Origin of the sequence: Paenibacillus hemerocallicola, assembly GCF_006265175.1 — a bacterium.
Classification (GTDB): Bacteria; Bacillota; Bacilli; order Paenibacillales; family NBRC-103111; genus Paenibacillus_AB; species Paenibacillus_AB hemerocallicola.
This window is the reverse complement of sequence record NZ_VDCQ01000041.1, coordinates 15,677-38,615: the sequence shown is the minus strand read 5'-3', so window position 1 is coordinate 38,615 and position 22,939 is coordinate 15,677. Positions and strand designations below refer to the sequence as shown.

Sequence of the window (22,939 nt, the reverse complement as noted above, 5' to 3'; positions counted from 1 at the left end):
TACACCTGCTTTCCATACACTCAAGATTGTTCGGCGAGCGCCTTGCCCATTTCCCGGGCACGCTCGGCGGCGCGCAGCACGGCACGGGAGACGGAATTCGCTACGCGGTTCTCCTCCAGCAGCTCGATGGCGGCTTGGGTCGTGCCGTTGGGCGAAGTGACCTTTCGGCGCAGCTCGCCCGGGAGCTCGTTCGTAGTTTTGACCATTTGAGCGGCGCCCAATACGGTTTGGACCGTCAACTGACGCGCCGATTCCTCGGATAAGCCGCCCTCGACGCCGGCGGATATCATCGCTTCCATCACATAGTAAATATAAGCGGGGCCGCTGCCCGAGACGCCGGTAACGATGTCCAGCCGGTGCTCGTCTACGACGGCGACGACGCCGACAGCCTCGAACAAGGCGAGGGCGATCGATCGCTGCTCCGGAGTTACGGATCCGGAGAAGCTGATTCCGGTAGCGCCGAGTCCGATCGTGCTCGAAGTGTTGGGCATTGTACGGGCAATAGGGAACGTACCGCCGAGAAAACGCTGGATCGTCTCCATGGACAATCCGGCGATGACCGAAACGATCAATTGGTCCGGACGAAGCAAATGGGCGATTTCGGCAATGCCCGAAGCGGCGTCTTTCGGCTTCATGTTGAGAACGACGATATCGGCCTCGCGGATCGAACGGTCCCGTTCCTGCGGATGCCGCGTCGCGCGAATGCCGTATGTGTCGCGCACATACTCCAGACGCTCGTCGCTTTGACGGTTCACGGCAAATATGTTTTCCGGAATGGCGATTCCTTTTTCGATAATGCCGCGAAAAATGGATTCGGCAATCGAGCCGGCGCCAATAAATGCGATTTTTTGCTGCAAGGCGGTTGTATGGCTCATCGGATGTAGCACTCCTTCCGGCTGTAAAGCCGCGTATTATCCGCGAATTTGTCCGCTTCCGTGTACGACGTATTTCGTCGAGGTCAAGGCGGGCAGCCCCATGGGACCGCGCGCGTGCAGCTTCTGCGTGCTGATTCCGATCTCCGCGCCGTATCCGAACTCGAAGCCGTCGGTAAATCGGGTGGAGGCGTTATGATACACGGCGGCGGCATCGACTTCCCTCAGAAACCGTTCTGCGCGGTCTGCATGCTCGGTCACGATACATTCCGAATGAAGCGTACCGTAAGTGCGTATATGCTCGAGCGCTTCGTCCAAGCCGCTTACGACTTTGACGGACAGGATCAGGTCGTTGTATTCGGTACGCCAATCCGTATCCGCGGCTTCTCCCATCCAAGGAACGAGCGTACGGCTTTTGGCGCAGCCTCTCAGCTCGACTCCGTGCTCTTTAAGCTTCCCGGACAGTGCCGACAAATGCAATCCCGCGTAACGCTCGTGTACGAGAAGCGTCTCCAGGGAGTTGCACACCGAAGGGCGCTGCACCTTCGCATTGATCACGATCGGATCGGCTTTGACCGGGTCTGCCTCTTCGTCCAGATAAGTGTGGCAGACGCCTTCGCCCGTCTCGATTACCGGTACGGTAGCGTTTTGCACGACGTTCTGGATGAGGGAGCGGCCGCCTCTCGGAATAATGACGTCCAGCAGCCCGTTAAGCTTGAGCAGTTCGTCTACCGAAGAGCGGTCCGAGCTCTCGATAAGCTGCAGCGATTCAGGCGGAAGGGCGGAACGGGACAGCGCCCTATGCATGACACCCACGATCGCTTTGTTTGACTCCAGCGCGGCCGATCCGCCGCGAAGCACGACAGAGTTGCCGCTCTTCAGACAAAGCCCTGCGGCGTCCACGGTAACGTTAGGGCGCGCTTCATACACGATTCCGATTACGCCGAGCGGGACGGTATACTTGCGGATGACGAGGCCGTTCGGGCGTGTCGTTTCCTCCAATAAACGTCCCGTCGGATCGGGCAGGTCGATAATTTGCCGAAGTCCTTCGGCGATGCCCCCGATTCGCTTCTCGTTCAAGGCGAGACGGTCAAGCAAAGACTCGGATGTGCCTTCTTGCCGGCCGCGCGCCAAATCTTTCGCGTTCGCTTCCAGTATGACTGCGGATTCCGCAATCAGAGCATCCGCCATCAGAGCGAGCGCCTCGTTTTTTTGTTCCGTCGTCAGACGGTTCATCGTCCTGGCGGCTTCCTTTGCCAAGGCCGCTTTCTCGCGAACTTCACTCATGATTAGTTATCCTCCTTCGGAATTCGAATAGGGTCCGTTACAGGTTTCGCACGAAATCGGGCAACCGCTCCGCTTCCAGCTCGAAAGATTCCGATTCGTTTCTCCGTTTGCACTCGACGATGCCTTCCGAGGCGCGCTTCCCGACGGTTACCCGCAGTGGAAGACCCAGCAGATCGGCATCCGCGAATTTGGCTCCCGGCCTGTCGTCGCGATCGTCGTACAGCACTTCGCAGCCCGTCTTGCGCAAGCCGTCATACAAGCTCTCGGCCAATTCCTTCTGAACGGGATCCTTGTTCTGAACGACGATAAGATGAACGCGGTAGGGTGTAATTTCAGTCGGCCAAACGATACCGGCTTCGTCGTGATGCTGCTCCACGATTGCCGATAGCAGGCGGGAGACTCCGATGCCGTAACAACCCATGATATAGGGCCTGGACTTGCCGGTATCGTCCAAATACGTCGCGCGCATCGCCTCGCTATACTTCGTGCCGAGCTTGAATACGTGGCCGACTTCAATGCCTTTGTCGAAGCGAAGCTCCCCTCCGCAGCGGGCGCACCGGTCGCCGGGCGAAGCCGTACGCAGGTCACCGTAATGGCTTACTCGGAAATCGCGTTCCGGATCGACGCCGACCAGATGACGGTCGGAAGCGTTGGCTCCGACCGTCACTTGCCGCATTCCGCGAATCTCTTCATCCGCAATGACCGCTACATGATCCGGCAAGCCGACCGGTCCGATATAACCCGGAACGGACCCGAGCTTCTCCGCAATGTGCTGCTCCGTCATCAGTTCCGTCGTTGTCGCGCCCAGCAGTCTCCTTACTTTCGTCTCGTTTAATTCGCGGTCCCCCCGAACGAGCGCTACGACGGGAAGTCCGTCTGCCAGCAGCGCGATCGATTTGACGATCCGGTCCGCCCCGATGCCGAGAAAGCGGGTCAGTTGGGCGATCGTCTTCACATCCGGCGTCTCGACGATTTGTCGCGAACCGGAAGCGGAGGGAGTTCCTTGTCGAACGGACTCATCGTCAGTCATCGTTGCCTTATCCGTATGCGCGTTTCCGTTATCGGTACATTCCGCCAGCTCCAGATTGGCCGCGTAATGGCAATGGGCGCAGTGCACGATCGTATCTTCGCCGATATCGGCAAGAGCCATAAATTCGTGCGTATCGGTGCCTCCGATAGCTCCCGAGTCGGCTTCGATAGCCCGGAACGACAACCCGCATCTGCGGAAAATGGCGGAGTACGCGTCGTACATCCTCGTATAGCTTCGGTCGAGCCCCTCCTGAGAGGCGTCGAACGAGTAGGCGTCCTTCATTATAAATTCGCGGCCTCTCAGCAGCCCGTAGCGCGGACGTCTTTCGTCGCGAAATTTGGTCTGGATTTGATACAGCGTGAGCGGCAGCTTCTTGTAGGACTTCACTTCATCGCGAACGAGCGCCGTGATCGCCTCCTCATGCGTCGCTCCGAGCGCGAACGGCCTGTCGTTCCGGTCCTTCAGCCGCATCAGCTCGTCGCCGTAGACGTCCCAGCGGCCGCTTTCCTGCCATAGCTCCGCCGGATGAAGCGCCGGCAGCAGCAGCTCGACCGCTCCGGCCTTCTCCATTTCTTCCCTCACGATCCGCTCCACATTGCGCAGCACGCGGAAACCGAGAGGAAGGTAAGTATAAATCCCGGAGGCGAGCTGCCGGATGAGTCCCGCGCGCACCATGAAACGGTGGCTCGCGGTTTCCGCATCGGAAGGGTCGTCCCGCAATGTCGGGATTAACGTTTGTCGAAACCTCATAGCGTCTTCTACCTCCCGGCAAATACGATCCATTCGTCGCGATGAACGACTTCGATCCGCGATACGTCCACGCGCTTGCGCACTTCCTCGGTGGAAAGCCCCGCAACGGCCTTCAGCTGCCAAGAGGCGTAGTTGACGACTCCGCGGCCGAGCGTGCGCCCCAGCGTATCGGTTACTTCGATGACGTCTCCGGGATGGAAATCGCCGTCGACTTCGGTTACTCCGGCCGGAAGCAGGCTTTTCCCACCGTCGACTAGCGCGCGTTCCGCCCCTCCGTCGACCTGGACTTTGCCTTGCGGCTCGGAGTGAAAGCCGATCCATTGTTTTTTGGTGGACAAGGTGTGGGAGCTCGTATCGAAATAAGTGCCCTTTCCCGTACCTTGTACCGCTGCGAGAAGATCTCCCGGTTCGTCCGCCCGTCCTACGAAGACGGGCACTCCGCCGCTGGTGGCGATTCTGGCCGCCTCGATCTTGGAGCGCATGCCGCCCGTGCCCACGGAAGAGCCCGATCCCCCTGCAATCCGGAAGACGTCCTCGCTGATCTCATCGACGCGGTCTATGCGCTGCGCATTGCTGTTTTTCCGCGGATCTTCCGTATATAGGCCGTCGGTGTCGGTCAAGATGACCAGCTTTTGCGCTCTGATCAAATTGGCGACCAGCGCGGAAAGCGTATCGTTCTCGCCGAACTTCAACTCATCGACGGCAACGGTGTCGTTCTCGTTAATAATCGGGATGACTCTGCGGCTCATTAGCTCCTGCATCGTCATGAGCGCATTGTGGTTCCGTATCCGGCTGCGGAAGTCGGAGCGGGTGAGCAATATTTGCGCCACGGAATGGTCGTGCTTCGCGAAAGCTTCATTATAGCATTGCATGAGCAGCGCTTGGCCGACGGCCGCGGAAGCTTGTTTCTCGTGCAGCGCCTTCGGCCGTTTGGCATAGCCGATTTTGCGGAAGCCGGCGGCGACGGCTCCGGAGGTAACCAGCACGACGCCGTACCCCTCGTCCTGCAGCCGGGAGAGCTCGCCGGCGAAAAATTCGATTTTGGAACGGTTCAGCCCGCCTTCGTCCGAAGTGAGCGAGCTGCTGCCGATTTTGACTACGATTCGTTGGTGCATCCGATTTCCCACCTTGATCCTGCGTAATAACGGCGGATATTCCGCCAAAACAAAAAGACTCCCGTCCTGTTAAGGACGAAAGTCGGCTTCCGCGGTACCACCTTAATTGACGGTCCCGTGGCAACGGAATCGTCATCTTAGTTCCCTGATAACAGCAAGGAGCTGTTCAACTCGTCGTTGACCGTTCGGGGGTGGGTTTCGGCAAAGCCATCACGGTAAATTTTCGCAGCCTTCGAAATTTACTCTCTGGGCGTGTGGGCATGTTTCCTACTGGTCCCGTCATCACGTTATGATCGAAATGTTACTAACTAGAATATCACTCAAGCCGCTTTTTGTAAAGAATCACCGGAGCCTTTTCACGAGCGTACGTTGGAGCGTGCGACTAGCCGAATAAATTCAGCGCGCCGATTCGCCTCACCGCTTCTTCCAGCCGTTCCTCGGAAGAGAGGAGTCCGACGCGCACATAGCCTTCACCATGGGTACCGAAGCCGATTCCCGGAGCGACCATCACATGAGCTTCGTTCAGCAGCAAATCGGCGAACTCGGCGGAGGAATACCGCTTCGGCACAGGCAGCCAGGCAAAGAAGGAGCCGTCCGACGGCTTCGCTTCCCAGCCGATACGGGACAAGGCGCCGAACAGCGCATTGCGCCGGCTTTCATACACGTCGTTCAACTGCCGCACGCAGTCCTGGGGAGCGGTCAAAGCGTACGCGGCCGCGGCCTGGATGCCACCGAACAGGCTGACATAATAATGATCCTGGATCAAATTGATCAACCGTACGACATCGGCGTTGCCAAGAGCGAAGCCGACGCGCCAGCCTGCCATGTTGTACGTTTTCGACAGCGTGTAAAACTCGACGCCGACTTCTTTCGATCCCGGCCGTTCCAGAAAGCTCACCGGACGTTTGCCGTCGAAGCCGATCGCGCCGTAAGCGAAATCGCTGGCGACGACGATGCCGTGCTTGGCGGCGAATTCGATCGTGTCGTCGTAAAAAGAAGCGGGAGCGCATGCCGCGGTCGGATTGTTCGGATAATTGACGAACATCAGCTTTGCTTTGTTCACGTCGTCCGGGGACAAGGCGGAATAGTCGGGAAGAAAGCCGTTCTGCTCCTTTAGCGGCATGAACGCCATGCGTCCGCCTGCAAGCTCCACGCCGGACCAATAATCGGGATAACCGGGATCGGGGACGAGGCAGACGTCTCCCGGGTTCAACAGACACTGGCTTATTTCGACGAGCCCGGTCTTGCCTCCGAACAGGATCGCGACCTCTGTCTCCGGATCGAGCTCGACGCCGTAATCGTCGAGATACCGCTTGGCTATTGCTTCCTTCAAGAAGCCATACCCGCTGAAGGGAGAATATTTATGATATTTCGGATCCGGTGCGGATTGCTGCAGAGCGGTGACGATATGAGCGGGCGTCGGTTGATCGGGATTTCCCTGGCCGAGGTTGATCACATCGTGGCCCTGTGCGATTTGACGGTTTACTTTGCTCACGAGCGAGGCGAAAAATTGAGTCGGGAGCCGCTTGAGCCGGTCGGCGGCCTCGATCGGGAATGCGGAAGTCGGTTTGGCGGATAAATTCATCGTATTTCACTCCGAATGGTAGACTTATCGTTGACGATATCTCTGATTATACCTGCCGGAAGCGTCGTTTCCAACCCCCATTTCATCGCCAAGACCGAGGCGTCCGCCTGCTGCAACCTTGCTCATTGCTCATTCGCGGCTAATCCACTAATATTAAGGAGAAACACGGATCGAACCGATCAAACGAAACTATATAAGTTGAACTAAAGAAACAACCAAGAGCTGCCCGATGCAGGAAGAAGGGGATTGCCTTGTGAGCGAGTTTTGGCTCCCAAGTTTCTACCTTGCCGCAGGCTTATATATGCCCCCAAAAGTGAAGCCTGCCTTCGAAGCGTATTCCAAGTACTTTTGGGGGAGCCCCCTTAGATCAAGGAAACTCAAAACAACCTGTCTGAAGCTGCAAGGCAATCCCTTCTGGAATGAAATGAACGTCCACACCTTTAGTTCAACTTATATAGTTAATGAAAGAATAGGATGATCAATACGGAACGGAGTGAAGCCGGACATGTCCGAACATAAGTTAACTATCTCCCTGCTTCAAATGGATATTGCCTTAGGGGAGCCCGAAGCAAACTTTGCGAAGTTGTCGCAAATGATGGAGGAGGCCGTAGGGTCCGACCCGAAGCCGGATGTCATCGTATTCCCGGAAATGTGGAATACGGGCTATGCCTTGGATCGCATTCGCGACATCGCGGACCGCAACGGGGAGAGAACGGCCCAATTCATATCGGGCTTTTGCCGCAAGCACGGCGTCAACGTCGTGGCGGGTTCCGTCGCGGAGCTGGACGACGAGCGGGTGCGCAATACGATCTATGCTTTCGACCGCGAAGGCAACCGCACGGCGGAATATTCGAAAATCCATCTGTTCCGGCTCATGGACGAGGAAAAATATTTGCATGCCGGAGATCGACTGGGACTGCTGGATGTAGACGGCGTACCTTCCGGGATGATGATCTGTTACGATATCCGTTTTCCCGAGCTTACCCGCAAGCTGGCCCTCGGAGGAGCCAAGCTTCTGTTCGTGCCGGCCGAATGGCCGCATCCCCGCCTGCACCATTGGCGGACGCTGCTTACCGCCAGAGCGATCGAGAACCAGATGTACGTGGTGGCGTGCAACCGGGTAGGGACGAGCGGTACGACTTCGTTTTTCGGACATTCGATGGTAATCGACCCGTGGGGCGAGATTATAGCCGAGGGCGACGAGTCGGAGCGGATCTTGAAAGCCGAAATCGATTTGTCGGTCGTGGATAAAGTCCGCTCGACCATACCGGTGTTCGCGGATCGTCGACCCGAATTATACTGAACCGGCAATGAGGCGTCTGCGCGAGCGGACGCTTTTTGCTTTTTCCGGAGGATGGTCGCGTGGTGCGGGCGATTGTCGGGCGTTATATGACGTTGCCCGGAAATAGAGGAACTATACTCCGTTATGGTCGCCATTTCCGCCGTACTCTTGAAGATAACGGAACAGGCTTCCGCTATCTCGATCTTTCGGGGGCGCAAATGATCGTGAACAGCGGAATAGCGGAACGATTTTCCTTTATTTTGCAATGAACATGAGTAATCGGGTTAATAGCATACTCAAGTTCCGCTATTTGTCGGATTCGCTATCCCGCAAAGCGAAGCGGGGAAATTTCCGGCTGAGAACGAACGGTTCAGCTCGTACATGAATGTAACATTGCCGTGTAAAGTCTTCGACCGCCCGAGCTGTTAATCTCCCGCAGCACCCGATGGGTACAACCTGCGGTCCGACGGCAAAGTTTAGTCTTGCCTTGCTTCACCGGATATGGTTCAATAATATACAGGTCGGAAACATGTATATTCGAATAAGGAACAATGGGGGAATGTGCGCATGACCACATCCATGCAATGGCATGAGCGTCTCGAGAAGGCGATTCCTTGGGGTTCGAGCACCTGCTCGAAGGCGCCGACGCTGCTGCCCGAGGAACCGGCCGTTATCGTAAAGGGAAAAGGCTGCCGAGTCTGGGATGCCGACGGCAACGAGTTCATCGATTTTCGCAACGGTCTCGGTCCCATAACGCTAGGCTATCAATATCCGGAAGTCGACGATGCCATTCGCCGGCAGCTCGGGAACGGCATTATATTCGGCCATGCCCATCCGTTGGAGGCTGAAGTGGCGGAACAGCTGTGCGAGCTGATTCCTTGCGCCGAACGCGCGCGTTTTCTGAAAACCGGCGGGGAAGCGCTAGCCGCTTCACTGCGGATCGCCCGGGCATATACGGGGCGCGAGCGGATCGTGCAGGTCGGCTACAACGGATGGCTGAACGCGCTCGCTGGAGGCGGCCAGTCGCTGCCGGGCCAGAGCGCGACCGGGAAAGGCGTCCCCGGAGTGCCGGGAGCACTCGGCGAGCTTCACCATGCCGTGGGCTGGAACGACATTGCCGCGTTGGAGCGTTGGTTCGAGCATTGCGGCAAAGAAATAGCGGCAGTCGTCATCGCGGCCGATTATGCGGGAATGGCGCTGGGCGAAACCTTTTATCCGGCAGTGAGGGAATTGACACGCAAGCACGGAGCGCTGTTGATCTTTGACGAAATCGTTACCGGCTTCCGGATCGCGATCGGGGGAGTACAGCAATATTTCGGCGTCAATCCGGACTTGGCCGTGTTCAGTAAAGGCATTGCCAACGGCATGCCGCTGTCCGCTTATGTGGGCAGCAAGGACGTCATGGCTGCATGCGATCGGGGCGGCACCGTCATTTCCAGCACGTTCGGGGGGGAAACGCTTTCGCTGGCCGCCTCGAAGGCTACGCTCGCCGTGTACAAGGAGCAAAATGTAGTCGGTCATCTGTGGAAGCAAGGGGAGAAGCTGTGGAGCGGCTTGAACGCCATTTTTGCCGACAACGGCATCCCGCTCGAGCTGAAAGGCTTTTGGCCGTGCCCGACGTTTATGCTGCGGGACGGCGGAAGCGCCTCGTGGAGGGAGAAGTTTTTCCGCGCGGCTTATCGCAACGGGGTCTCGCTCTATAACGTTTCCTACGTCAACTTCAGCCATATGGACGAAGACATAGCCGAAGCTTTGGAGCGTTTGGAGCGTGCCTGCAAAGAGATCGCCGTATAAACGGTTTCCTGCCACATCACGGAATAACGGAAAGCGGGGTAAGACATGATCATCGACGTGCACACCCATATATGGGGCGGCGATTATGAAGGAAGCACCCGCGAGCTGCTGCGGGCTTGCGACCTGTTTGGCATTTCGAAGCTGCACGTATCCGGACTGAAGTCGCATTATCCGGACGAGGCGGAGGTCGACAGCCTGAATGCGGACGTGTACCGGTTCATGAAAGAGCAGCCCGGCATGGTAAGCGGCTATTGCTATGTAAGTCCTGCCCACTCCAACGCCCTGGACGTATTGAAGCGCGGCATAGAAGTGTACGGCATGAACGGGATGAAGCTGTGGGTCGCGACCTATTGCGACGATCCGCGCGTATTTCCGCTGGTGGAGACTTGCATCGAGTCCAACATTCCGATCCTGATCCATTCGTTCCACAAAGCGGTCGGTCAGCTGCAATACGAGACGACCGGCATCCATGTGGCCAATTTGGCGAAACGGTATCCGAACGCGAAGCTGCTGATGGCTCATTTTGGCGGCAACTGCTATCACGGCATCAAAGCGGTGCGCGACTGCCGCAACGTATGGCACGATTTCTCCGGAAGTCCGTTTCGCCGCGACGACGTCGATTATGCGGTCGAGCGGGTCGGAGTCGAACGGATCGTGTTCGGCTCCGATATGCCGATCACCTATTTGGTCAATTTCGGCCAGGTCGAGGAAGCGGATTTGACGCAGGAGGAAAAGGAACGGATTTATTACAAAAACGCGCTCCAGCTGTTCGATCCGGGCTTTAAAGTCGGGTAAGACGGACATGCGCGGCGCGAGGAGGGAATACGGATGTATACGGATGTGAACGCTCTGCTCGGCCATTGGCCGTTTCGGAAAATACGCAAAAACTCGCTCGAGGATCTCCGGCGCGTTCACCGCGAGAACGGGATAACAGGCGGATATGTCGCTTCGCTCAACAGCATTTTCTATAACGATCCGTTCGAGGGTGACGAGGAGCTTCACGCATTGATCGGCGGAACGGAATACAAGCACGTATTGACGGTCAATCCGACTTTGCCTGGATGGCTGCGTGACATCGAGGACGGCTTGAGCAGGTTCGATATACGCGGGGTACGCATTTATCCGACTTATCACGATTACGATTTGAACAGCGAGCCTGTAGCCGAGCTGTGCGAAGCGTTGGAGCGGCATGGCCTTCCCTTGTTCGTGACCAAGCGGATGGAGGATGAGCGTCTCGACTATTTGGTGAAGCCGAAACCGCTGGAAGTGGCTTCGCTCGGCAAATTTTTGTCCGGCCAGCCCGATTTGGATATCATCGTACTCAATATCCGTTTCAACGAAATCGTTTCGCTGCAGGAGGTGGCCAAGCGGCTTCCGCGACTTTATTTCGATACGTGCGGTCTGAAGGACAAAGTGTTCGTACTGGAGGAGCTGCTGAATATCGTTCCCGCCGGGAAAATCCTATACGGCTCCCAGCATCCTCTGTATTGCTTGAAAAGCTCTTTCTGTATTGTCGACATGGTCGAGATTCCGGAGGAGACGAAACGGGGCATCTTATCGGAAAACGTCAAACTTTTGTCAAGGAATGGGCAATTGCAGGGTTGAAGCGTGATGTATAATGAAGAAAACAGACTGCCTCGACGTTGAGGTAGTCTGTTTGTGTTATGTTTTATGACATGAATGCGTAACATTGAAAAAATATTTCGATTTTATGTAAGAAAACCTAACATATCCTATTGATTTCGATTTGCTTCTGTTGTAGAATTCAGTCATAAGATCAATATACGTTATGAATTCTCACATTAATCAAGAGGACGAAGGGAGAGGTTAGTATGAATATCGCATTAATCGCTCACGATGTAAAGAAAGAGGAACTGGTGAATCTCGTCATTGCCTACGAGAAGGTATTCGAGCAACACACTTTGTTCGCAACGGGTACTACCGGACAGAAGATCGCCGATGAAGCCAAGCTGAACGTCGTGAAATTGAAATCCGGACCGCTCGGAGGCGACCAGCAAATCGGCGCTCTGGTGGCGCAAAACGAAATCGATGCCGTCATTTTCCTGCGGGATCCGCTCGTCGCTCTTGCACACGAACCGGATGTAACGGCGCTGCTCCGCTTGTGCGACGTACAGTGCGTTCCGGTGGCGACGAACATCGCAACGGCCGAGCTGCTTATCAAGTCGCTGGAGCGGCACGATCTCGCTTGGAGAAACGTAGTTCACCGCTATCGTACGGAGCGTAGAAGCGGAACCGAAGGTTAACTCGCCGGCCTTCAACACTCCCCGGGATGACGAAGATTCCCGAGGAGATCGGATGAACGAATCGTGCTTGGCAACGGATCGCCCTCTGCTCCGACTGTCAGAGCCCGAGCGTCACGGCCAGACCGTGCCGGGCGAGCAGCGCATTGGCGGGAAGAACGTATCCGGCTCCAATGTCGACCCCGTGCGACATATGCGTAAAATATACGAGTCCAGGCTTCGTTTCCAGAAGCAGGTCGAACGCTTCCGTCATGTCATATACGGAACGCGATTCGATCGCCGCGTCCTCCTTGTAGAAATTCGTGCCGAGCACCAGCATGTTCAAGCCGTGAAGCGGCTTTTTTTGTTGTTCCGTCAATTGGAACGCATCGGAGCAATAAGCCCAGCGATAGCCGTTTTTCTCGAAACGGTAGGCGAAGGAGGTGCCGTTTTTGCCATGGCACACTTCCCATGGTCGTATGCGCCAGCCTCCGAAGTCCATACCGTCGTCGTTCGGTACGTAGGTTAGCCGCTTCTCCAGCCATGGATACTGCCGGCGGATCGTGGCGAAGACGCTGTCGGGAGCGAAGACGGTTCCTCTGCTCTTCGTCCAACGGCAGGCGTCGAACCATTCGGGCATCCCCGCGATATGATCGTGATGCGGATGGGTAATCAATGCCCGTCCGAGCGAACGCTTGCCGAGCATCTCCATTTGCGTGACCCAGTCCGGCCCGCAATCGATCAGCAGTTCCCCTTCCGGGGTATTCAGCATGACCGAAGAGCGGTATCTCCGGTTATGGCCCGACGTGCGCGCATCGGCGCATACGGCGCATTCGCAATACATCCGGGGCACCCCCATGGAATCCCCCGTCCCCAAAAAAGTAAGCTGATCCATCCTTTTCGTTCCTTTCTTCGATCCGGCTGACATGATGCGCAAACGGCGCGGGCGATAAATCGCGGCACTGTTTATTTTTTTCCTACCAGCTCTTGCATCGTGGAGATAAACGCTTCCGCGGCCTTCGATACGTACCGGCCCCTTCTCCGGGCAATTACGAGGGTACGGGTAGGCCGACTGCTAATCGATAAATAGGCGGGTGCGGTATCGTTCCATTTCCCCCGTTCGACCATGGCGGGTACGAAGGCGACGCCCATCCCGGCCGCCACGAGCGACTGAACCGTTTCGATGTTGCTGCTCTCGAACACGATGCGCGGGGAAAATCCGGCGTCCAGACAAAAATCGATCGCGGTTTGCCGCAAGCCTTGCCCTTTCTTCAGCACGATAAAAGGCTCGTCGCGGAACCGGGCCAGGTCGACCGTGCCGCCCTCGGTCATCATGTGCGCGGACCGGTGACGGGGCGGCACGGCCAGAAGGATTTCTTCCTCAGCCAGCAATTCGTATTCCAGCGCATGCTCCTGCAGAGGCAGCGACAGGACGCTTAGATCGGTCCGTCCTTCCGCGGTCAGCTGCGTTAAATTGGCGGACGTTTCCTCGACGAGCACGATTTCGATTTCGGGATACCGTTCCCGGAAAACGGGAAGGACGAGCGGCAGCATGTGGGCGCCCGTTATCGGCATGCTTCCGATTATGAGCCTCCCCTTGCGCAATTGGGATATATCGTCCATCTCTTGGCGGATTTCGCCGACCATGTCGACGATTTTTTGGGCTTTTTCGACGAATAGAGCGCCTGCGTGCGTCAGCTCGACCGAGTTCGTATTGCGGTGGAACAGCAGCACGCCAAGCTCCTTCTCCAGCTTGGACAGCTGCTGGCTGAGCGAAGGCTGGGCGATGTGTAGCTTCTCCGCGGCCCGCGAGAAGTTTTTTTCTGCCGCGATTTGGATCGCGTATTGAAGCTGCCTAAATTCCATTCGGTCTTTCCTCCCAGTAGTGTCGGACATTGCCGAAAATGCCCTGCGGCGAATTGGAGACAATCGAATAGGCTTCCGATGAAAACATTTCGTATGGCACGTCTCCATCATATACGATTATGGTTCCTCCCATAAAGGGTTTGCATCATCATAATTGATTCGAAATTGTTCGTCTGCTCGCCGCGTTAGTGAAAATACGGTCATGAGCCTATGCATGGATGCGGCAAAATTAGTACTTTCGTGTCGTTGTTGCCAGTTGTGGCCCCGCATGTTATCCGGTGGTAATGAGAGTACTGTTCGAGAGCATCAGATTGCATTGTCCGTCCCGAATCGGCTCCGTATAATGGGCATCATCATAACAAAACGTTTTTGGGAGGAACGAGGATGAGCACCATTCGTATCGGTTTTATCGGCTGCGGCAATATCGCCCACAGCCATGTATTGAGATTGTCTCGGGTAGAGGGAGTGGAGATCGTTGCGCTTGCGGATCCGGGTGAAAGGGGCAGACGGCTGCTTAAGCAGAAATTCGGGCTGGACCGGGCCGCGGAGTACGACGATCATGCGGAAATGCTGAACGGCGGCGATGTGGATGCCGTAATCATATGTTCCCCGCATACGCTGCATGCCCGGCATGCCGAGGAAGCGCTTGCGGCAGGCAAGCACGTATTGATCGAGAAGCCGATGACTTGCTCCTCCGAAGAGGCGAAGCATCTGATCGCCACCGCAGAGAGGGCAGGCAAAGTGCTGCAGGTTTCGTTTCAAAGGCATTTTTTACCGCCGTTCCTCTATATTCGCTCGGCCATTGCCGACGGTGTTATCGGCAAGCTTGCATCGGTCACCGCTACGTTGTATCAAAATTGGAAGCAGTCGCAGGAAGGAACATGGCGGCAAATGCCGGAGCTGTCGGGCGGCGGCATGCTGATGGATTCCGGCAGCCACATTATCGACGTGCTGCTGTGGACGACCGGACTGACGCCGCAGCAGCTGTCCGTTCAATTGGAATGCCACGGCGCTCCGGTGGAGGTCGACACGTTGACCGCTTTCCGCTTTGCGGAAGGGGGGATCGGCAGCATGAACATCATCGGTTTGGCGCCGCTGGGCAAGCTGAAGGAAACGTACGCTTTTATCGGCGAAGCCGGCGGCATTTTTTATGACAATGGCCGCGTAACCTTGACTCTGAACGGTCAAGAGCCGATCGAGCCGGAATTGCCCGAATCGGTCACCGATCCGGACCGCAGCTTCGTTGACGCGATACTCGGCAAGCACGAGGTTTTGGTCCCCGGGGAATACGCCTTGAAGGTAGTCGCCTTTACCGAGGCGATCTATGCGGCCGCCGGATACGTGGTCGAGCCGGCCGGTCGGCCGGACGCGGCGGGGAGGGGAGTGCGATGAAGCTTCGGATAGCGATACTCAGCTTTTGGCACGTGCATGCGAGAGGGTATGCGAAGCAATTGGGCGAAAGGCCGGACTGCGCCATCGTGGCCGTGTGGGACGAGCTGCCCGATCGCGGCCGGCGGATGGCGGAGCAGTTGAACGTTCCGTTTATCGAAGATTTGCAAGCCGTGCTCGCAAACCAGGACGTGGATGCCGTTGTCGTGAACGCGCCTTCCAGCATGCACCCGGAAGTGCTTATTGCGGCGGCGGAAGCGGGCAAGCATATATTTACGGAAAAAGTGTTGGCTCTCCATACCGCAGATGCGGAGAAGATCGCGGCCGCCGCAGCACAAAGCGGCGTCAAGCTCACCGTGTCGCTGCCCCGGCTGGGCGATCAGAAGACGATGTACGCCAAAGCCGTCATCGACCAGGGGCTTCTCGGACGGATTACGTTCGTCCGCGCCAGGCTGGCCCACGACGGCGCGCTTCCGAGGGAAGGGGCGCCCGACGGTTGGCTGCCCGCGCATTTTTTCGACAAATCGGAGTGCGGGGGCGGGGCGTTGATCGATCTGGGCTGCCACCCGATGGTCATGGTTCACCATTTTCTCGGTATGCCGGAATCGGTATCGGCGCGGTTCGGTTATGTGACCGGACGCGAGGTGGAGGATAATGCCGTCGTCACGCTGAACTATCAGGACGGAGCGATGGCGGTCGTCGAAGCGGGCTTCGCCAGCAGACACTGTCCGGCGCTCGTGGAAATTTACGGGACGGAAGGCTGTCTTCTAATCGGCAACCAGCTGGAAATCCGCAGTTCGCTGCTGCCCTCGGAGCCTCATTCCGGGTGGATACGGCCGGATAAGCTGCCGCCGAGCTTGCCCGCGCCGATCGATCAGTGGGCGGACTATGTAATCTACGATAAAGCTCCGGCCATCACGGTCGAGCAAGGGATCGCATTGACCAGGCTTATGGAAGCCGCCTATAGTTCGGCTGCCGAGGACCGGATCGTCGATCTTTCGTCCATCGGCTCCGCAATGAATCGTTAGAGGAGGAGGCGGCTGTGTGAATCCGCTGAAACACGATATCGGCAAACGCGATAATGCCGTCCGGATCTATACGGACAAATGGACGGTAATGGAGAAAACCGCTGCATCGGCTAACGACGGGGAGCGCGTATGGACAGAGGCCGCATCCATTGGAGGCTTCGCTACGGCTTATTATAACCGGTCCGCCGACCGGGACACCCGGGCGAGACTGGCCGTCGACCGGGACTGTCTCTACATCGAATTGGCAAGCGATCCGACGACGGGACCGGTTCCCGACGCGGAGACGGTGTTCGTTCTGCTGGCGACGCCTGCCGACGACGACGCGTATTATTCGATTCCTGTCCCGGTGACGGCCGGGCCGCACCCGTTCGTTATCGACTATAACAATTGGACGGGAGCGGAGCCGCGGGACAGACGGCAAACGTTCGCGACTCTCGGAGAAGAGGCGGGTGTCCGTACAGCTGTCGTGAAAGGGGAGCAAGGAAGCTGGAGGGCGGAAGCGGCGATTCCGCTGGCTGCTTTAAACGGGCCCGATACACGGACCGGCGCGGAGTGGCGGCTTGCCATCATCCGTTATTGCGGGCCGGACAGCGAGATTCCGCTTACTTCCTGGGTTCCGATCCGCACCGGGACGGTCCGGATGGACGATGTTCGCCGACCGTTGGATGAAAGGGTATACCGTCTTACTGTGTACACGGCAAACGAGGGACGGCTCGGCGCCGTTTTCGTCGGACAGCCTCCGGGCGCGCGTCTGTCTTCATCGGCGGCGCTGCTGTATACGGGCTTTATTGAAAAAACGCTCGTTTTGCAAGGCGACGACATGCCGGAATCCGCCGATCCGGAACGGCTCGTCGTTACCTGGATCGATCCTTGGGGCTGCTCGACCGCAATCTCACCGACCGATTCGGTCAGGCGAGGCTCGGAATGGTCGCTTCATTTCGTCCATCCCGAGCCGTTACTGGACGGGATGTATCAAATCCGGCTTTTCGTGGAGGGGGAAAGGGCGGACGACAACCGGTTCGCCATCATCCGATTCGACAGGTTCGACTTGATCGCTGCCGGAGAACGTTCGGCGCTCCCGGCATCATTCGCGCCGGACGAACCGAAAAGGCGGGTTTCCCCGGCTCCGCCATCGGAGCAAGTGCAGCTTCTGGAGCGTCTCGTTCCGGACAAAGTCGGCTTTTTCGCCGCGGGTGTGCCGCATCGTCCGCTGCTCGGCTTCCGCTCGGCCAACTATACGTGGTCGCCGGAAGCGCCCTGGAGCATCGTATCCGTCGACGAGGACGGAATGGCCTATCCGAACGACCGGTATCCGGAGTCGAATAAGCTGACCGTCCTCGACCGGACGGGAAAGCCGGTCGATTACCCGTACTATGAAGACGAACTGGGCAGGCGTTATTTTTTGTCCGCCCACCTATGGCATCATCAGCGCAGGCATACGGTCGCCGAAACCGCCAAGCTCGCGGCCGGCGATCCGCTCGGAGCGGCGCGACTGCTGCTGCGCTTTGCGACAGCCTATGAAGGCTGGGTTCGCTTTAACGACTCGGTTTGGGTACAGCATCCGATACCGGGTCACGCCGAGCCGCCGTATCCGTATTTCGGCGGGATGTGGGACCGGTGGAGCTTGATGGATTTGCACGGGCTGCTGCCTCTGATCGACGCTTTTCTCGAGGTCGACCGGACGAATGCGTTCGAGCTGTTGAGCGGGGAAGCCGGGGAGGACGTTCGTGCTCGCATCGTCGACCGGATGCTGCGTCCGTCGCTCGAATCGGTCCTTACGTACCCGGTGCTGCATCACAATGTCGACTTTCCTAATTGGATCGGCTTGTGCCGGCTCGGCATGGCGCTTCGCGAGCCGCAGTACGTTCACGAGGCCATGGAACGGATGACGCGGTTCGTGCAATGCTCCTACTTGGCGGACGGCTTCTGGAAAGAAATTACGCTCTCCTACCACAAGCAGACGTACGGCGGCTTGGTCGGGACGATTCGCAGCCTGGACGGATGGACCGACCCGGCCGGCTATACGAGCGCGCGGGACGGCCGACGCTACGATCGGCTCGATCCCGGGGCGGCCGTTCCACAGCTCGCCCGCATGCTCGAGCTGCGCGATCTGCTCGCTTATCCGAACGGAAAATGTTTTCCGGTCAACGATACGTGGGCTTTCGATAAGGCGTCGGCTCCCCGGTCGACGCGATCGTTGATTATGCCGCGTGCGGGCATCGCCAAGCTGACGCGGGGCGAAGGGCCGGAGCAGGCGCAGCTGTATTTTACCTTTTCGCCCAATAACGGTCACGACCATAAAGATCCGCTGAACATCGCGCTTTACTCGGACGGGGCGGAGCTGCTGCCCGATCTCGGCTACACGCACACGTTTTACCGGCAATGGTCCGTTTCCACGCTCGGACACAATACCGTAACGGTGAACGCACGGGACGCCCGGATCACGGACAGCGCGAAAAATGGCGGGAACATCGGGATGTTTGTCATGGATGGGGATGTTCAAGTCATACGCGCCAGCCAGGAAGCCGCGTACGAAGAAGTGAACGAATATTCGCGGGAGCTGTGGTTTGTCGGCTTCGAAGGGGCGTCGGCCGCCGAAGGCTACACGATCGACCTGTTCCGCGTAAGCGGCGGCGCGCGTCACGAATATGCGTTGAACGGAGAGGCCGACGGAGAATCCGCAATCGTCCCGAATATCGGGATGTCGGATTACGGACCGTATTTGTTGGAAGGGCAGCCGGAAATTATCCACCCGAAGCAGGAAACCGATTACGGCGGCACGAGCGACAATCAGTATTACGCCTATACTTTCGTGAAACAGGTGAAAACGGCGCCTTTGCAGGACGGCGTTTACGACATGTCTTTGATTTCGAGTGACGGACAGACGGCTCGCGCCGGGCTTAAGGTGTTCGGCTATGCCGGAACGGGGAACAATCGGCTGTTTCTGGGGCGCGCGCCTTCCTTGAGATCGACCCGCCTGAACGGCCTGGATGGGGATCGCAACAGCGAAGCGGTCAAATACGATATGCCGAAATGGATCGTAAGGCGGGAAAGCCGGGAAGGAACCGAGTTGGACAGCCAGTTTGTCCATGTGATGGAGTCTTACACGGCCGAAGGCAGCCCGATTATCGGAAGGGTGGAGGTGCTGTTGTCGGACGAAACGACCAAGCAAGCGGTGGTGGCCGTATCGTACGGCAATGTGACCGATATAGCGATGAGCTCCCCGCGTTATGACGGAGGACAACCGCTGCGTGCAGGCGAGTGGGAGCTCGAGGGGAAGAGCGGGTTCATCCGGATCGAGAACGGACGGGTCCGGCGCATGATGCTGACAGGCGGAGTCCGATTGGCGGCAAACGGACATACGTTGCACGGGGGCGGCCCGATAACCGGCCCGATTCTGGACGTGATCGGGCCGGACCGGACTGGCGAAGGACATGCGCTGCTCGTCGACGGCGACATTCCGCAAGCCGTCGTCGGCCGTTATGTCGTCATTACGCATCCCGATCTTTCGACCGCCGCATACCCGATCGTCTCCGCAACCCGGCTGCCGTCAACGGGACAAACCGCTCTCGGCCTGGACGGAGATCCGGGATTTGCCTACACGGATTTTGCCGCAAGCGGTCCGGCATCGAATCGTCCGTCCCGAATGACGTATTATCCGGGGAGCGAATGGAGCGGGAGCCACCTATTCCGGATCGACAACGTCGTCACGGCTTCATTTCCCCGGGAGTGACTCCCCAATATTTACGGAATACGCGAATAAAGTAACTGGCCTCTTTGAAGCCGGTCCGGTCCGCCGTCGCGTTGACGGTCGTGCCGATCAGCAGGAGCTCCTTGGCGAGCTCCATCTTTTTTTCCAGCACATAGTCGGAGAACGACATCCCGATTTCTTTCTTGAACCTTCGGCTCAAGTAGGAGGAATTCAGATGAAGCCGGTCCGCCACGGCTTGGAGAGACAGCTCTTGATCCAATTCCCGCACGATGATGTCGGTCGCCCGGCGAACGATTTCATTCGTCCTCCCGCGCTGCTTGTTGTCATACTCCACGATACTCTTCGCCATCTGCTCGAGCGCTTCGTAAGCTTGGCCGGCTCCGGCGTCCGGACCCGGCTGAAACCGGTGCGACGGGTCCTCTCCGAGCACATCGCCCAGCGTTCTTCCTTTGCGCTCTACGGATCGTACGAACAGTCCGTTCAGATACAGCCAATGCTCGCGAATGTCTTCCGGCGAACGGTCTCCGGCTGCCCGCACTTCCCACCATTGCTCGAGCGCGGACAACGCCTTCGCCTCGTCACCCGTTTCCAGCCCGATCTCAAGCTCCTTCTCCAGCTCGCCCGACGTTTTCCCCGGCTTGCCGCCGTACCGGGCGGGCTGCGGCTCGGAGCGGCGGGTTTCCTTCTCGGCGGAATACATCATCTCCATCCGGGCGGGCCGGGGCGACCCGGCCGCCGCTTCGTGGATCGACAGCCGGATCAGACCGGCTCTGCGGTTGAACGACCAGTGCGACGGCGCCGGGTCTTTGCGGGCTCCCGCCGCTTCGCGCCACGACTCCCCGTTTACTTTCACGGACGCCGGCTTGTCGCGCGTATGGATGAACACGTTCCAATCGCGATGTTCCGGCATATCGCGAAAATGTCCGATGCGAGGCCCAATTTCCACGCGGTAGCCGCCGCGTTCCTGCGTGCAGACGATGCTCGTTTCCGCCGATTCACCGCTCAAATAGCCCAGGCTGCCCCCATCGTCCTCATAAAACGAATATTGCCTGTCGCTGCCGGGATACAGGTGCAGCTCCATACGGTCCGCCGGCCGTTGCCCGGCATGCTCCACGTCCGGCCACATCGGGATAATCGCTCCGGCGCGCACGAACAACGGTCCGCCGGCTTGAGGAGGCGTCCGATAAGTAATGTGGGCCGGTCCGGCATATTTGTCGCCGGTCCAGTAATCGATCCATTCGCCGTCCGGCAAGTATACTTGATCGGTGAACACCGCGACGAGAAGTTCATCTCCGAACATATATTGGTTTTGCAGCGGAACGGCCGCGGCGTCGTCGGGATAGGCGAGCGGCATCGCTCTCGCGATCGGCAGTCCCGTTCGGGCCGAGACGCTGGCTGCCGAGTAAATATAGGGCAGGAGGCGGTAACGCAGCTTCGCATATGTTTTGAATAAGGCGAGCAAGTCCGCATCGAGCAGCAGCGGGTGCCGCCAGTATGCCCAACTGTTTACTTTCGACCACGGCTGGAAGAAGCCGAAATGGATCCCTGCCGGGTTATGCAGATTCATATCGACGCTCATATTCGGAATGCCCGACAAGCCCAACCCAAGAACGGACAAATGCGGCTGTCTCCGGCCTCCCGACCACATCGCGGCGTACTTGTGCACCCCGATGTAGCCTACCGGCGTGTAGACGATCGGCCGCTTTCCGGTTTGCTTCGCGTACCCCTCCTGAATGATTTTGCCGATCGCTCCGGCAATTGTCAAAGCGGATTCTGCTTCTTCATCCTCTTCGGCGGCCGGCAAGTGTACCTGCTCCTGGACAGGCACGCTCGTGCTCAGCTTAAAGCCCTGCACCCCTTGTGCGACAAACGGCTCCAAATAGTCGTACCAGCTCGGGCCGATGTCGTCCGAGCCGGTTCCGGTTCCGGGGCGGGGGCTCTCCGGCAAATAAAGTCCCAGACTCAGCTTGAATCCCATCGTCCGCAGCGCGCCCATGAACGTATGAGCGCCTTCCGGCATCCATTGCGGAATGTAAAATTTCTCGGGGTGCCACCGCACGGGAGCCTCATAGTCGAAAGGCCGGTCCATCCAGGTCGGCTCCAGCCCGATCATGTCGCACGGGATGCCTTCGCGTCTGAATTTCAGCGCATCCTCGATCATATCGCGGGCAGTCGTTTGCTGGTTGCAGATGAAGCTCAAGCCGTACGCCCATAGGGGAAGCATCGCGGAGGGACCGATCAGCCGGGCGTGCTTGCCGAGCAGCTCCGCAAGGGTGCCGCCCGCGATCAAATAGTAGGCCAGTTCCCCGCGTCTTCCGTGAAACCACAGCTCGTCCGGAGACGAACGGCCGACATCGAACTCGTGCTCGATATCGGTATCGACCAGCAGCGCCCAGCCGTTGCTCGACAGGAGCAGCGGGACGGGGGCATGTACCCGATTGCTCCGCAAGCTTATGGAAAGGGTATGACCTCTTTTCATAAGCGGGACGTCGTATTGGTCGCCCAAACCGTATAGCCGCTCATAGTCAGACAGCGCGAACTGCGCTCCGAAGCCGTCGGCCCCGCCGCCGTACGGCGGTTTCGTTTGCCGGGTCAGCAAGTTTTCCGATTTATCGTACAAGGATGCGCTTCCGGTTTGGCGATCCAGCCGCAGAACGGCTTCATCGGTGATCACATGCAAAGCGTCTCCGACATATTCCGTATGCCAATTGACCGGAGAAGTGGGAGGGGCCGCGATACCGAGCCGGGTAAGCGGAGACGGGGCTTCGAATAGGCCCGTCCGGTTGACGCGGATATGAAACGTATGGGAAGCGACCGGTACGACGCATATGGAAAAGCCGGATGCGGTTTGAAACGTGATGGAAGCAGGATTGCTGCACATGCGCATACCCCCTCTGCCGCTTATTCTCGATGAACGAAGAGCCAGTCGACGGGCTCGCGATATGTACTAGTGTAGCACATTTCGCGATCGTCGCGGATAGGGGAAAGG

At 57.9% G+C, this 22,939-nt stretch carries 16 protein-coding genes; 8 read left to right on the top strand and 8 right to left on the bottom strand.

Annotation, left to right across the window (positions count from 1 at the left end):
• Positions 1 to 20: 20 nt before the first annotated feature.
• The 5 genes from proC to FE784_RS24825 all read right to left on the bottom strand — a co-directional run bounded on the left by proC (position 21) and on the right by FE784_RS24825 (position 6,639).
• Positions 21 to 875, bottom strand: coding sequence for a pyrroline-5-carboxylate reductase (gene proC / locus FE784_RS24845; protein ID WP_139604961.1), 855 nt, complete (start codon positions 873 to 875; stop codon positions 21 to 23).
• A gap of 36 nt (positions 876 to 911) precedes the next feature.
• Positions 912 to 2,159, bottom strand: a complete 1,248-nt coding sequence (locus tag FE784_RS24840) for a glutamate-5-semialdehyde dehydrogenase (RefSeq protein WP_139604960.1) — start codon at positions 2,157 to 2,159, stop codon at positions 912 to 914.
• Between the two features lie 37 nt (positions 2,160 to 2,196).
• Complete coding sequence (locus tag FE784_RS24835) at positions 2,197 to 3,939, bottom strand: proline--tRNA ligase (RefSeq protein ID WP_139604959.1); 1,743 nt, start codon at positions 3,937 to 3,939, stop codon at positions 2,197 to 2,199.
• Between the two features lie 8 nt (positions 3,940 to 3,947).
• Entirely contained in the window at positions 3,948 to 5,054 is a 1,107-nt protein-coding gene (gene proB / locus FE784_RS24830) for a glutamate 5-kinase (RefSeq protein ID WP_139604958.1), read from the bottom strand.
• Positions 5,055 to 5,436: 382 nt separating this feature from the next.
• A complete protein-coding gene (locus FE784_RS24825; RefSeq protein WP_139604957.1) occupies positions 5,437 to 6,639 on the bottom strand; it encodes a pyridoxal phosphate-dependent aminotransferase in 1,203 nt (400 codons plus the stop codon).
• Between the two features lie 505 nt (positions 6,640 to 7,144).
• Here FE784_RS24825 and FE784_RS24820 point away from each other — a divergent pair.
• From FE784_RS24820 to FE784_RS24800, 5 genes are all read left to right on the top strand, one after another.
• Positions 7,145 to 7,942 (top strand): carbon-nitrogen family hydrolase, encoded by a 798-nt coding sequence (locus FE784_RS24820; protein WP_139604956.1) that lies wholly within the window; start codon positions 7,145 to 7,147, stop codon positions 7,940 to 7,942.
• Positions 7,943 to 8,488: 546 nt separating this feature from the next.
• The gene (locus FE784_RS24815) at positions 8,489 to 9,715 is read left to right on the top strand and encodes an aspartate aminotransferase family protein (RefSeq protein WP_139604955.1); all 1,227 of its coding nucleotides are present in this window, start codon (positions 8,489 to 8,491) and stop codon (positions 9,713 to 9,715) included.
• A gap of 45 nt (positions 9,716 to 9,760) precedes the next feature.
• Positions 9,761 to 10,510 (top strand): amidohydrolase family protein, encoded by a 750-nt coding sequence (locus FE784_RS24810; RefSeq protein ID WP_139604954.1) that lies wholly within the window; start codon positions 9,761 to 9,763, stop codon positions 10,508 to 10,510.
• Between the two features lie 33 nt (positions 10,511 to 10,543).
• Positions 10,544 to 11,320, top strand: a complete 777-nt coding sequence (locus tag FE784_RS24805) for an amidohydrolase family protein (protein ID WP_139604953.1) — start codon at positions 10,544 to 10,546, stop codon at positions 11,318 to 11,320.
• A gap of 227 nt (positions 11,321 to 11,547) precedes the next feature.
• On the top strand, positions 11,548 to 11,979 hold the full coding sequence (locus tag FE784_RS24800) for a methylglyoxal synthase (protein WP_139604952.1): 432 nt from the start codon (positions 11,548 to 11,550) through the stop codon (positions 11,977 to 11,979).
• A gap of 97 nt (positions 11,980 to 12,076) precedes the next feature.
• Here the strand turns inward: FE784_RS24800 and FE784_RS24795 are convergent, their stop codons facing one another.
• A complete protein-coding gene (locus tag FE784_RS24795) occupies positions 12,077 to 12,850 on the bottom strand; it encodes an MBL fold metallo-hydrolase (protein WP_139604951.1) in 774 nt (257 codons plus the stop codon).
• Between the two features lie 71 nt (positions 12,851 to 12,921).
• Positions 12,922 to 13,821, bottom strand: coding sequence for a LysR family transcriptional regulator (locus FE784_RS24790; RefSeq protein ID WP_139604950.1), 900 nt, complete (start codon positions 13,819 to 13,821; stop codon positions 12,922 to 12,924).
• Positions 13,822 to 14,205: 384 nt separating this feature from the next.
• Between FE784_RS24790 and FE784_RS24785 the strand changes: the two genes are divergently transcribed.
• Genes FE784_RS24785 through FE784_RS24775 form a run of 3 tightly spaced genes read left to right on the top strand, consistent with a single transcriptional unit; the run spans position 14,206 to position 19,971 of the window.
• Positions 14,206 to 15,213 carry a Gfo/Idh/MocA family protein gene (locus FE784_RS24785; RefSeq protein ID WP_139604949.1) on the top strand — a complete coding sequence of 336 codons (1,008 nt, stop codon included), beginning with the start codon at positions 14,206 to 14,208 and terminating at the stop codon, positions 15,211 to 15,213.
• Complete coding sequence (locus FE784_RS24780) at positions 15,210 to 16,238, top strand: Gfo/Idh/MocA family protein (RefSeq protein WP_139604948.1); 1,029 nt, start codon at positions 15,210 to 15,212, stop codon at positions 16,236 to 16,238. Before FE784_RS24785 ends, FE784_RS24780 begins: the two co-directional genes overlap by 4 nt.
• Before the next feature lie 16 nt (positions 16,239 to 16,254).
• The gene (locus FE784_RS24775; protein ID WP_139604947.1) at positions 16,255 to 19,971 is read left to right on the top strand and encodes a heparinase II/III domain-containing protein; all 3,717 of its coding nucleotides are present in this window, start codon (positions 16,255 to 16,257) and stop codon (positions 19,969 to 19,971) included.
• Here the strand turns inward: FE784_RS24775 and FE784_RS24770 are convergent.
• Positions 19,946 to 22,831 carry a TIM-barrel domain-containing protein gene (locus FE784_RS24770; protein WP_176706497.1) on the bottom strand — a complete coding sequence of 962 codons (2,886 nt, stop codon included), beginning with the start codon at positions 22,829 to 22,831 and terminating at the stop codon, positions 19,946 to 19,948. The two genes, FE784_RS24775 and FE784_RS24770, sit on opposite strands and share 26 nt — an antisense overlap.
• Positions 22,832 to 22,939: the final 108 nt, after the last annotated feature.